Annotated in this window: 12 protein-coding genes; 3 read left to right on the top strand and 9 right to left on the bottom strand. The window is 61.1% G+C overall.

The window, feature by feature from the left end; all coding sequences use genetic code 11:
* Positions 1–46: 46 nt before the first annotated feature.
* Both JJD66_RS24845 and JJD66_RS24840 read left to right on the top strand, forming a co-directional pair.
* Entirely contained in the window at positions 47–1690 is a 1644-nt protein-coding gene (locus JJD66_RS24845) for an MFS transporter (protein ID WP_034127966.1), read from the top strand.
* Positions 1687–2832 (top strand): HlyD family secretion protein, encoded by a 1146-nt coding sequence (locus JJD66_RS24840; protein ID WP_003192298.1) that lies wholly within the window; start codon positions 1687–1689, stop codon positions 2830–2832. Before JJD66_RS24845 ends, JJD66_RS24840 begins: the two co-directional genes overlap by 4 nt.
* Here the strand turns inward: JJD66_RS24840 and JJD66_RS24835 are convergent.
* From JJD66_RS24835 to copC, 9 genes are all read right to left on the bottom strand, one after another.
* Positions 2813–3688, bottom strand: coding sequence for an aldose 1-epimerase (locus JJD66_RS24835; protein WP_200649275.1), 876 nt, complete (start codon positions 3686–3688; stop codon positions 2813–2815). The two genes, JJD66_RS24840 and JJD66_RS24835, sit on opposite strands and share 20 nt — an antisense overlap.
* A 145-nt stretch (positions 3689–3833) precedes the next feature.
* Positions 3834–5114: a TRAP transporter large permease gene (locus tag JJD66_RS24830; RefSeq protein WP_105227233.1), complete on the bottom strand. Its 1281-nt coding sequence runs from the start codon at positions 5112–5114 to the stop codon at positions 3834–3836.
* Between the two features lies 1 nt (position 5115).
* Positions 5116–5643: a TRAP transporter small permease gene (locus JJD66_RS24825; RefSeq protein ID WP_054898249.1), complete on the bottom strand. Its 528-nt coding sequence runs from the start codon at positions 5641–5643 to the stop codon at positions 5116–5118.
* Positions 5644–5708: 65 nt separating this feature from the next.
* Entirely contained in the window at positions 5709–6671 is a 963-nt protein-coding gene (locus JJD66_RS24820) for a TRAP transporter substrate-binding protein (RefSeq protein ID WP_200649274.1), read from the bottom strand.
* Between the two features lie 45 nt (positions 6672–6716).
* Positions 6717–7592: an SMP-30/gluconolactonase/LRE family protein gene (locus tag JJD66_RS24815; RefSeq protein WP_200649273.1), complete on the bottom strand. Its 876-nt coding sequence runs from the start codon at positions 7590–7592 to the stop codon at positions 6717–6719.
* Between the two features lie 26 nt (positions 7593–7618).
* Positions 7619–8437 (bottom strand): NAD-dependent epimerase/dehydratase family protein, encoded by an 819-nt coding sequence (locus JJD66_RS24810; protein ID WP_200649272.1) that lies wholly within the window; start codon positions 8435–8437, stop codon positions 7619–7621.
* A 230-nt stretch (positions 8438–8667) separates the two neighbouring features.
* A complete protein-coding gene (locus JJD66_RS24805; RefSeq protein ID WP_200649271.1) occupies positions 8668–9930 on the bottom strand; it encodes an OprD family porin in 1263 nt (420 codons plus the stop codon).
* A 276-nt stretch (positions 9931–10206) separates the two neighbouring features.
* Complete coding sequence (gene copD, locus JJD66_RS24800; RefSeq protein WP_105227229.1) at positions 10207–11064, bottom strand: copper homeostasis membrane protein CopD; 858 nt, start codon at positions 11062–11064, stop codon at positions 10207–10209.
* Positions 11065–11067: 3 nt separating this feature from the next.
* Positions 11068–11433 (bottom strand): copper homeostasis periplasmic binding protein CopC, encoded by a 366-nt coding sequence (gene copC, locus JJD66_RS24795; protein WP_034127959.1) that lies wholly within the window; start codon positions 11431–11433, stop codon positions 11068–11070.
* Between the two features lie 116 nt (positions 11434–11549).
* Here copC and JJD66_RS24790 point away from each other — a divergent pair, with 116 nt between their 5' ends.
* Entirely contained in the window at positions 11550–12170 is a 621-nt protein-coding gene (locus tag JJD66_RS24790) for a TetR/AcrR family transcriptional regulator (protein ID WP_200649270.1), read from the top strand.
* The last annotated feature ends 152 nt before the right edge of the window (positions 12171–12322 follow it).

The following is a 12322-nucleotide window of genomic DNA, read 5'->3' as shown; positions in this document are numbered from 1 at the left end:
GTAACGGATTCACCGGCCTTGCACCCCGGCTTACCAAGGTCACCGAATGGATAAATACACCCCCCACACCTGGCAACCCCACGAGCGGCCGAGCCTGCCTGGCTCGCCGTCGACGCCGCTGCATCCTACGCGTAAGCGCTGGCTTTTCGCGCTGGTCGGCGTGCTGGTGGCAATCACCGGCGGCCTGGGTAACGCCCTGGTCATCGCCAACCTGCAATACCTGCAAGGCGCCCTGGGCGCGACCACCGCGGAAATGGCCTGGCTGCCCGCCGCCTATGTAATGACCAACGTGTGCATGAACCTGCTGCTGGTGAAGTTTCGCCAACAGTTCGGCCTGCGCGCGTTTACCGAGGTGTTCCTGGTGCTCTATGCGCTGGTGACCTTCGGCCACTTGTTCGTCAATGACCTCAGTTCGGCGATTGCGGTACGGGCCGCCCATGGCATGGTGGGTGCGGCGCTGAGTTCGTTGGGCTTGTACTACATGATCCAGGCATTCCCGGCCAAGTGGCGGTTGAAAGCTTTGGTACTGGGGCTGGGCACCGCGCAGTTGGCGTTACCGCTGGCGCGGCTGTTCTCCGAAGACTTGCTGCAAATCGCTGAATGGCGCGGGCTGTATTTGTTCGAACTGGGCCTGGCGCTGATCTGCCTGGGCTGCGTGTTCCTGCTCAAGCTGCCGCCGGGCGATCGCTTCAAGACCTTTGAAAAGCTCGATTTTCTCACCTTTGCCATCCTCGCCAGCGGCGTGGCGTTGCTCTGTGCGGTGCTGTCCCTGGGGCGCATCGACTGGTGGCTGGAAGCGCCGTGGATCGGCGTGGCCTCCGCCTGTTCCCTGGTGCTGATCATGGCGGGGCTGGCTATCGAGCATAACCGCAGCAACCCGATGCTGATGACGCGCTGGCTGGGCAGCGGCGTGATGATCCGCCTGGCGTTGGCGGTAGTGCTGATTCGCATGGTGCTGTCCGAGCAATCCACCGGTGCGGTGGGGTTCATGCAGATGTTGAATATGAGCTACCAGCAGATGCACACCCTGTACGTGGTGATGCTGGCCGGGGCGATTGCCGGGCTGGTGGTCAGCGCGCTGACGATCAACCCGGCGCATTTGCTGATGCCGCTGATCATTTCCCTGGCGCTGATGGCGACCGGTTCGGTGATGGACAGTTTTTCCAGCAACCTGACCCGCCCGCAGAACCTCTATATCAGCCAGTTCCTGCTAGGCTTCGGCGGTACGTTCTTCCTGGGGCCGACCATGGTGCTGGGCACCAAAAACGTACTGACCAACCCGCGCAACCTGGTGAGCTTCTCGGTGATGTTCGGGATCTGCCAGAACCTCGGCGGCCTGATCGGTGCGGCGTTGCTGGGCACTTTCCAGATCGTGCGCGAGAAGTACCATTCGAGCATGATCGTCGAGCACCTGACCCTGATCGACCCGCTTGTGGCGGCGCGGGTGCAGAGTGGTGGGGCGGCCTATGGCAAGATCGTCGCTGACCCGGAACTGCGCAACCTCATGGGCATCCGCAGCCTGGCCACGGCGGCCACCCGCGAGGCGAACGTCATGGCTTACAACGATGTCTTCATGCTGATCGCGATTATCGCGATCCTGACCATGCTGTGGATCTTCACCCGCAGTCTGTGGTTGATGAGCACCACCAAGGCAATTCCTCCTGTTCAACCCAGCGGCGCAACTTCATGACTGAACCTTCAACCACCACCACGACCGCCATCGCCGCCACGCCGGAAGGCAGCACGCCCCCGGGCGCAGTGCCTACCCAATTGCGGCCCTTGCGCGTGCGCATCATCTCGTCCCTGGGCTTTGCCGCCATCGCCATCATCGGTGTGCTGATCGTGCTGTACGCCTGGCAACTGCCGCCGTTCAGCAGCGCGGTGGAAACCACCGAGAACGCTTTGGTGCGTGGGCAGGTGACGATTATCGGCCCGCAGCTCAGCGGCTATGTGTTCGAAGTGCCGGTGCAGGACTTCCAGTACGTCAAGACCGGCGACTTGCTGGTGCGCCTGGATGACCGTATCTACAAGCAACGCCTCGACCAGGCCCTGGCGCAACTGGCGGTGCAGAAGGCCTCGTTGGCCAACGTGGTGCAGCAACGCAACAGCGCCGAAGCGACCATCAAGCTGCGCCAGGCCGCATTGGTCGACAGCCAGGCCCAGGCACGCAAGAGCACTGCGGATTTGCGCCGCAATGAAGAGTTGATCAGTGACGGTTCGGTCTCCAAACGCGAACTGGACGTGACCCGTGCCGCCAACGCACAGACCATCGCTGCCGTGGCCCAGGCCCAGGCCAGCCTGGAAATCGCGCGCCAGGATCTGCAGACGGTGATCGTCAACCGCGGCTCCCTGGAGGCAGCTGTCGCGAGCGCCGAGGCGGCGGTGGAACTGGCGCGCATCGACCTGTCCAATACCCGCATCACGGCGCCACGGGATGGTCAGCTCGGGCAGATCGGCGTGCGCCTGGGCGCCTACGTCAATTCCGGCGCGCAACTGATGGCCCTGGTGCCCAAGCAGTTGTGGGTGATTGCCAATATGAAAGAAACCCAGATGGACAATGTGCAGGTCGGGCAGCCGGTGACGTTCACCGTGGATGCGCTGAACCACCGCAAATTCCATGGCACGGTGCAGCATATTTCCCCGGCCACTGGTTCCGAGTTCAGCCTGTTGCAGGCGGACAACGCCACCGGCAACTTCGTCAAGATCGCCCAGCGGGTGCCGGTGCGCATCACCGTGGACCCGGACCAGGCCGAGAGTGAGCGCTTGCGGCCGGGGTTGTCGGTGGTGGTGAGTATCGATACTGCCGGGCGCCTTAAGAATTCACCGCCCTGACATTTGGCATGTATTTCAGGTTCAGATTGAGGTGGGTTGACTGGCCTTGTTCCAGCAATTTCAGGCCAGGCTTGCCCGCCAGGTGATGGGCATTCACCGGATGACTCACCGGCTCGATGCAGAAAAATTCCAACCCCGGCGGGCAGTACAGCAGGAAGTAATCGGCGCCGCTGGCCTGGCATTCGAGGCGGTAGCCAAGCTCCGGTTGTTCGATCACGCAGTGCCCATCCCAGCCGCAAAAGCCGTTGTCCACCAGCCCCTCTGGCAATCCTTTGAGTTGCCGGAAATCCCAGGCCTCGGGAACCGGTGCCAACGCGGTGGGCAGCTTGGCTGCATCACTCTTCCACACCTGCCCAGCCCTGGCCTGTAGCCGCGTACCCGGCCGGCGCGGCAAGTACGGATGCAAACCCAACCCATGCCACGCTGGTTGCGCGGCCAGGTGAGTCACACACAATTGGATATTCAACTCACCGTTGTTCAAGCGAAACCGCTGGCGGGCGTGATAGGCGAAGGGCGTTTCGCAGCGCAACTCCAACGCCACTTCATGTTCTGACTGGCTTGTCACCTCCCATGCCTGCTGCCAGGCCGAACCGTGAATCGGAAAAGGGTCAGTGAGGCTATTGGGTGCCAGTGCCAGCCAGCCACCGGGGTTGTCGAAGCCGCCGTGGGCGATGCGGTTGGACCAGGGCGCTAATGGATAGCAGCCCAGCTTGCCCGGCAGCCCGGTATTGATCGCGTGCTCGTCGCTGTGCCGCAACAGCGGTTGCCCGCTGGCGCGTACCGTCCAGTTGACGAGGCTGCCGCCGATGGCGGGGGCGAGCACCAGATGGGTGAATTGATCTGTAAGCTCAATCACGATTGACCTGCCTAGTGAAGTCAAAACAAACACTGAGGATTCAACTGTGGGAGCTGGCTTGCCTGCGATAGCGGTGTATCAGTCACGAATGCGTTGACTGACAGATCGCTATCGCAGGCAAGCCAGCTCCCACATTGGTTCGCCTTTACAGCACCAAGTGGGGCAACCACAGCGACAACGCCGGAACGTAGGTCACCGCAATCAGCACCAAGAACAACACCGCATAAAACGGCAGCAGGGCCTTTACGGTTTTCTCGATACTGGTCTTGCCCACCGCCGCGCCGACGAACAGCACTGCGCCCACCGGCGGTGTAATCAGACCGATGCCGAGGTTCACCAGCATGATCATGCCGAAGTGGACCGGGTCGACGCCGATGCCCAGGATCACCGGCATCAGGATAGGCGTGAGGATTAGAATCAGCGGCGCCATGTCCATCACCGTGCCGAGCAACAACAGCATGACGTTGATGCACATCAGGATCACGTAGCGGTTGTCCGACAGGGTCAGGAACAGCGTGGTGATCTTCGCCGGGATCTGCATCAGGGTCATGATGTAGCCGAAGCTGGCGGCGAAAGCGATCAGGATCATCACGATGGAAATGGTGCGCACCGTGCGATGCATCAGCTTGGGCAGCTCGCGCCATTTGTAGTCGCGGTAGATGAACATGGTCACGAAGAATGCCCACAACACCGCAATCGCCGCCGACTCGGTGGCGGTGAAGATGCCCGAAAGGATGCCGCCGAGGATGATCACCATGGCCATCAAGCCCCAGAGCGCGTCGGCGGCGATCTTCAGCGCCTGCTTCAAGGGGATGACTTCGCCTTTGGGGTAGTCGCGCTTTTTCGCGAAGATCAGGCAGAGCACCATCAGGCACGCGCTCATTAACAGGCCCGGCACCACACCGGCCATGAACAGCGAGGCGATGGAGACGGTGCCGCCTGCCGCCAGGGAGTACAGCACCGAGTTATGGCTGGGCGGCGTCAGCAGCGCCTGCACCGAACCGCTGACGGTCACTGCGGTGGCGAATTCGCGCGGATAACCCCGCCGTTCCATTTCCGGAATCAGCACCGAGCCGACCGAGGCGGTATCGGCCACGGATGAGCCGGAAATCGCGCCAAAAAACGTCGAAGCCATGATATTGACCAGGGACAACCCGCCACGCACAAAGCCCACCAGCACCCCGGCAAAGGCCACCAGGCGCCGCGACATACCGCCCTCGGCCATGATCGCCCCGGCCAGCACGAAGAACGGAATCGCCATCAGCGAAAACTTGTTCACCCCACCGGCAATCTGAATCATCAGGGCCTGGAACGGGATGTCGATCCACCACGCGCCAATCAGCGCCGACAGCCCCAATGCATAGGCCACCGGCATGCCGATCAGAATCAATGCAACAAAGCTGCCCAACAGAATCAATGCGTCCATATCAGGCGGCCCCTTCGTTTTCTTCAACCAGGTCGAAACGCACCACCTTGCGGTTGCTCTGGTCACCGAGCAGCAGCTTTTCGACCACGAATACCAGGGTCAGCACGCCGCCAATCGGGATCGGCATGTAGGTAATGCCCACGCGGAGGGTGGGGATGGCGCTCATGAATTGGTTCCAGGTGGACAGGCACAGCTTGGTGCCCCAAATCGTCATGAACACGCAGATGGTGCCCATCAGCAGTTGCGAGAGGATGCCGACGAGGCGGCGTTGGACAGGCGGCAAGCGGTCAGTGATCATCGCCACCGACATGTGCGCACCGGCACGATAACTGGCAGCGGCGCCGATAAAGGTGAACACCAGCATTAGCAGGATGGCGGTGGGCTCCGGCCAGCTGGAACCGGTGCCGAGGGCGTAGCGGGTGAAGATACCCCAGGGAATGATCAAGGCGACCCCCAGGACGGAAAGGCCGGCGACCCAGATGCAGGTCATGTAAAGGCGGTCATTGAAGCGCAGCAGTAAAGTCTTCATGGCGTTCACCGTGACCGGGCGCGTCGATGCCGACCGCGCCGGGCCTTATGCAGGGGCAGGGGAGGTTATTGAACCGCGTCGATGCGCTTGATCATGTCCGCATACGGCGCACCGTACTTGGCACGCACCGCAGCAGTGGCCTCATAGAAGGGCTTTTTGTCGACGGTGATGAACTCCACGCCGACCTGCTTGAGTTTCTCTTCACTGCTGGCGGACTTGGCGTCCCAGAGCACGCGCTCATCAGCCTGGGCGGCCTTGGCGGCGGCCTTGACCATGTCCTGCTGGGCGGGGTCGAGCTTGTTCCAGGTGATTTTCGACATCACGATGGGTTCAGGCAGGATCAGGTGTTCGGTGAGGGTGTAGTACTTGGCGTTCTGGAAGTGGTTGTGTTCCAGCAAGGTCGGCGGGTTGTTTTCCGCGCCGTCGATGACCCCGGTCTGCAGGGCGCTGAAGATCTCGCCGGTGTCCATGGCAATGCCGTTGGCGCCCATGGCGTTGAAGGCTTCGATGAAAATCGGGTTGCCTTGCACGCGGATCTTCATGCCCTTGAGGTCTTCGATCTTGCGCACCGGTTTCTTGGTATAGAGATTGCGCGTGCCGCCATCCATCCAGGCCAGGGCCACCAGGCCGAACTCGGAGTTGGTGATCTTGGCGAGGATCTCGTCGCCGATCTCGCCATCGATGACCTTGCGCATATGCGCCTGGTCGCGGAATACGAACGGCAGGTTGAACACGTTCACGTCCGGCACCACCGGGCCGACGATGCCGAGGCTGACGCGGGTCATTTGCACGGCGCCGACCTGGGCCTGTTCGACCACCTCCTTCTCGGAGCCCAGCACACCGCCGGGGAAGTACTTGAAGGTCAGCTCGCCGTTGCTCGCCTTGGTCAGGGCCTTGCCCATGTTTTCTTCGGCGACCACGGTGGGGTATCCAGCGGGGTGGATGTCGGCGAACTTGATTTCCAGCGCGTGGGCTGCGCTGCTGAGGGTGAAGATTGCAGCGGCGAGCAAGGTGCGTTTGAAGTCCATGGAAGTCACTCCTGTCTTGTTATTGTTGTATTCAAGGCACAGCGATTAAACGATGAAGCGGGGTTCGGGCAGTCCTTGGACGCCGGGGTTGAGGGCGAACACGCCACCAGACAGCGACTGTTCACTCGGGTCGTCGCGGATGGAGGTGACGTACAGAGTGTCCAGGCGGCTGCCACCGAAGGCGCACATGGTGGGTTTTTTCACGGGCACGCTCAGGGAGCGATCCAGGCGACCGTCCGGGGTGAAACGGTGAACCAACCCGGCGTCGTTGGCGCAGATCCAGTAACCGCCCTCGGCGTCCACGGCTGCACCGTCGGGACGTCCGGGGAAGTCGTTCATATCAATGAACAGGCGGCGATTGGACGGCGTGCCGGTCTCGATGTTGTAGTCGAACGCCCAGACCTTTTGCACCTTCGGGTGCGAATCGGAAGCGTACATCGTGCGACCATCGGGGCTGAAGGCCAGGCCGTTGAGGGTGATGAACCCCTCCAGTAGCGCGTGGGGCGCAGCCCCGGACCCATAGCGATAAAGGACGCCCTCGGCGGCGTTCAAGCCCATGTCCAGCACCATGCTGCCGGCCCAGAAACGGCCCTGGCGATCGCAGCGGCCATCGTTCAAACGCATGTCCTTGCGCGAATGCTCGATGCTGGCCAGCGGCACGGTGTCGAGGCTGCCGTCGTTGTGGGGCGTGAGTTGGAAGAAGCCGGTTTGCATGCCGGCGACCCAATTGCCTGCCTGGGTGCGCGCAATACAGGCGAGCATCTCTGGGGCTTTCCACGCTGCCAGATGGCCGGTGGCGGCGCTCCAGCGTTGCAAGCCACCGTTGGGGATATCCACCCAATACAGGGCATTTTCTTCCGCTACCCACACCGGGCATTCGCCCACGGCATTGCGGGCATCGACAATCAGTTCAGCAGTCATGGTCATTCCCTTGGGTTGCTGGGCACTCAGTCACCGAACGGCCCCGCAGCGCAGAACGCACCGCCCTGGTAGACCTTGGCCGGGTCATCGGCGGCCACGGGCGGTTGGGCTTCGACCTGGGCGCGGAACACTTCGGAGCTGTCCTTGGGGGTAAAGCCCAGGTGCGCGGCGTAGCGGTTGTCCCACCAGGTGTCGAGGTTGGCCGACATGCCGTACACCACGGTATGGCCGACGTTGGGCGTGTACAGCGCGCGTTCGAGCAGTTGGGTCAGGTCGTCGAAACTCAGCCAGGTGTGCATCATCCTGCGGTTCTGCGGTTGCGGGAACGAGGAGCCGATACGGATGCTCACGGTCTCGATGCCATAACGGTCGAAGTAGAAACTGGCCATGTCTTCGCCGTAGGACTTGGACAGGCCGTAGTAACTGTCCGGGCGGCGCGGGGAATGGGCGTCGAGTTGCTCGCCCTGTTTGTAGAAACCAATCACGTGATTGGAACTGGCGAAGATCACCCGCTTGACCCCGTGGCGGCGGGCGGCTTCGTAGATATGGAAAATGCCACTGATGTTCGCGCCCAGTACCTCTTCGAACGAGCGCTCCACCGAAACGCCGCCAAAGTGCAGGATGGCGTCGACGCCCTCTACCAACTGATGCACGGCGTGTTTGTCGGCCAGGTCGCAGGTTTGTACCTCTTCGCGAGCGTCGGTGGCGGGGGCCATTTCAGCGATATCCGAAAGGCGCAGCACCTGGGCATAAGGACGCATGCGTTCACGCAGGACTTTGCCCAGGCCGCCGGCGGCACCGGTGAGCAACAGGCGGTTGAAGGGAGCGGGTGTGGTGGTGGTCATGGGCCTTCCAGATTTTTGTTGTAGGTTGTCGTATGACTATAGGGAAATAGTGTTAGGGATTACTGGTGTTGTCAACGTCCTTCCAGGCACATGAGATCAAAGGTGGGAGCTGGCTTGCCTGCGATAGCGGTGAGTCTGAAAAGGATGTGGTAACTGACCCACCGCTATCGCAGGCAAGCCAGCTCCCACATGGATAGGTGGCACCTTAGAGATCGGATTTGCCTTTGGAACTACAACAACGAAATCGGATAGCTGATAAAAATCCGGTTCTCATCGAACTCGTTATTGCTGAAATCCCGACGCATGGTCGAGTTGCGCCACTTCACATTGAGGTTCTTCAGCGCACCGCTCTGCACCGTGTAGGCCAACTCCGACTCACGCCCCCACTCCTTGCCGTCGGTGATCGCCCCGGTGTGTACATTGCTGCCGCTGATATAGCGGTTCATCAGGGTGAGCCCAGGAACGCCGAGCACCACAAAGTTGAAGTCGTGGCGCACCTGCCAGGACTTTTCCTTGGCGTTGTCGTAGCTGGCGTTGTAGCTGTCGTTGGCCAGAGTGCCGCCGCTGGTGCCGTTGATGCGCATCCAGGCGCTGTCGCCGCTGAGTTTTTGCAGGCCAACATAGAAGGTATGGCCGTTGTATCTGGCCGAGAGCAGGGCGAACAGGGTCTTGTTATCCAGGTCGCCGGCCAGGGCGCTGCCGTCTTCCTTGCCGTTGAAGAACCCGAGGTTGGCGCCCAGGGTCCAGTCGCCCACCGGCTGGCTGTGAGTGAGGTTGAGGTACTGCTGTTGGTAGATATCAGTCAGTTCGGCGTACCACAGGCCGACCTGGGTACGTTTGTCGTTGAAAGTGTATTCGCCGCCGCCGAAGTTGAAACGGTCCGAAGTGAACGCGGCTTTGCCGTTCATGAACATGTCTTCCATGCTCGCGTCGTTGCGTGGGCTGTTGCCGCGAAACTGGCCACCGTAGAGCGTCAGGCCGGCGATTTCATTGGAGGTGACCTGGCCGCCACGAAAGGTCTGGGGCAGGGAGCGGCCATCATCGGAACGCAAGATCGGCAGCACCGGCATCCATTCGCCAACCTTCAACTCGGTCTTCGACAGCCTGGTTTTCAGCGCGACACCCAGACGCCCGAAATTGTCGGCGGGGCGGCCATCGTCATGCACCGGCAACAGTTGGGTGCCGGCGGTGCCTTTGCCGCCATCAAGCTTTTGCGAATACAGGCCCAGCACGTCAATCCCGAAACCGACCGTGCCCTGGGTAAAGCCGGACTTGGCATCAAGGATAAAATTCTGCGTCCACTCTTCGGCCTTGCCCTGGGGGTTGGTCGGGTTGGTGAAGTTGCGATTGAAGTAGGCATTACGCAGGTTGAGCGTGGCCTTGGCGTCGTCGATAAAGCCTTCGGCGTTGGCACCCAGCGGCAGGGTGACGGCCAGGCTGCCGAGGCCGAGAAGGCCCAGGCGCGTGCAGGAATGACGGGCGGATTGACTCACAGTGAGGCTCCCTTTGTTTTGTTGTTTTTATTATTTGTTATACGTCGTCGTACAACATTGGGCGCGATATTTGCGAGGTTTTGAGGGCGTGTCAAGCAGAAGTTATACGATGACTTGGGTGAAACGATTCAACGCAGCGGCACGGTCGCCCCCTGTAGGAGCGAGCTTGCTCGCGAAAAACGTCAACGATAACGCGTGCTTCCTGAGTGAACGCGGCGCCTGTGAGTTTTTCGCGAGCAAGCTCGCTCCTACATGGATTGCATTGCAACGCAGGTTTCAGCCAGCCATGACCATCGGCGGCAGGGTGCCAAGCAGGGAAACCGCAGCCACTGCTGCAATGCCCAACAGCCACTCCATCATCACACTGGCTCTCAAACTGCCCAGGCGTTGTTCGCAGCGCTTGATACGCAACCGGTTCAACAGCGCCAACCCCAGCATGCCCAGCACCAGCCCCACCTTGATCAGCAGGATCAAGGCGAAGCCCTCGAACAGTGGCGTGGGCCACAGTTGCCCGGTGAGCACGCGCACGTTGATCAGACCGGTTACCAGCAGGCCGCCGACCAGGCCATATCCCACACCGCTGAAGCGCCGCAGAATCGGCTCCAGGTGGTGGTCTTGTGCCTGCCGGAGGATCAGCACCAACACCAGCAACCCACCGAGCCAGGCCCCAACGCACAGCAGGTGCACCACCTGGTTGAGAATCAGCAACTGCCCACTCAGCCCGTCGAGCATGGCGCCATGGCCTACGGGGGCCAGGGTCGCCAGCAGCAGGGCGAGCAGCGGTAAGCGCAAGGCCGGCCAGGGCTTGATCAGCACGGTCACCAGCAGCAGATTCAGCAGCAGATGCCAGGCCCATACCTGGCCAAAAAAGGTCTTGCCCAGCACCAACTGCACCGTGGCCGGTTGCAGCGCCGAGTCCCAACTGCCGGCCATGCTGGCGGTGATCAACAGCAGCCACACAACCCCGGTGAACAGCCCCAAGCCGGCCAGGCCACGGGTGATGCGCAGCAATTGCCGGTCCAGTGTCGGCTGCACATGAGCGCCGAGCAGCCAGGGCCTGAATACCCAAGCCCCGAACATTAGCAACACGACGCAAAAGTGCAGGAAGCGGCACAGCACCAGCAGGGTTGCCATGGGTTATTGGCCGACCTTGAAGCTGTAAGTGCCTTCGCTTTTGTGAGTGTCGACGGACACCGCATGCCATTCGACTTTATAGGTGCCGTTTGCCAGCGCAGCGGCAGGCGTGACCACCAGGGTCTTCTTGTCGGCGTCCGGAGTTTCCAGGCCCTTGATTGCGATTTCGGTGCCGTCCTTGCTCAGGGAGACCTTGGTGAAGGTGGCTTCGACGCCTTCGCTGAAGGTCAGGCGCAGGTCTTTGGGTGCGGCGACTTTGCTGTCAGCCGCAGGTTCCGCGCTCTTGAGGTGGGCGTGGGCAAACGCCGTCGAGGCGCCCAGCAGGGCAGTGAACAGGACAGCAGCGGTCAGGGACTTCTTGAGCAACATTGTTCAATACCGATCAGAGGATAGGAGCCGGCAGTGTACGAAGTTTCGGCTTGGCCTGTCGCCCCGATCTAGAGCCGGTGGTAGTCTTTAGGCCGTGTTGTTGTCAGGGAGCCCTTATGGGCAATCACAAGATCGGAATACGTCGGGTCAACGTCGAGAAAATCCTGCTGGCGGCGGAGAAGGTCTTCGCCAACAAGGGCTATGGCAGCACCGCCATGGCCGACATCGCCGAAGAAGCGCAACTGCCGCGCTCCAACCTGCATTACTACTTCACCACCAAAAGCGAGCTGTACAGCGCGGTGCTGTTCGACCTGCTGGAGTTGTGGAAGCAGGACGCCCTGAGCTTTGAAACCTTCGACGACCCTCGGGTGGTGCTCAGCAGCTACATCCGCGCCAAGATGCAGCGCTCGCGCACGCGCCCGTATGGCTCCAAGGTCTGGGCCAATGAAATCATCCACGGCGCGCCCACACTCGGCGAGGCCCTGGATGAAAGCCTGTACGACTGGGCCAAGATGAAGGAAGCGAAGATTCGCCAATGGGTGCAAGACAAACGCATCCTGCCGGTGGAGCCCTCGAGCCTGCTGTACATGATCTGGGCCTCGACCCAGCACTATGCCGACTTCGACCACCAGGTGAAGATTCTGAATGATCACCAGCCGTTGTCGGACAGGCAGTTCGAGCAGGCCATTCAGGCCGTGACCGGTGTGATTTTGCGCGGGATTGGGTTGGAGCCTTGAGCCTTGTAGTGAGGCTCAAGGCCCTATCGCAGCATAGGTATCTACATAACTCTGTTAGCTCAACGGTAACCACGATGCGAAGCGAGCCGCTCTTGATCTTGATCTGCTTTTGATCTTAGGCGCCCCGTTAAACCACGCTGGCCGGAATTCGA

Source organism: Pseudomonas sp. MF6751 (genome assembly GCF_016613265.1).
In the GTDB taxonomy this organism is placed as follows: domain Bacteria; phylum Pseudomonadota; class Gammaproteobacteria; order Pseudomonadales; family Pseudomonadaceae; genus Aquipseudomonas; species Aquipseudomonas fluorescens_BV.
Note: the sequence above shows the minus strand (reverse complement) of the source record. Positions and strands in the feature narration are given on the sequence as shown.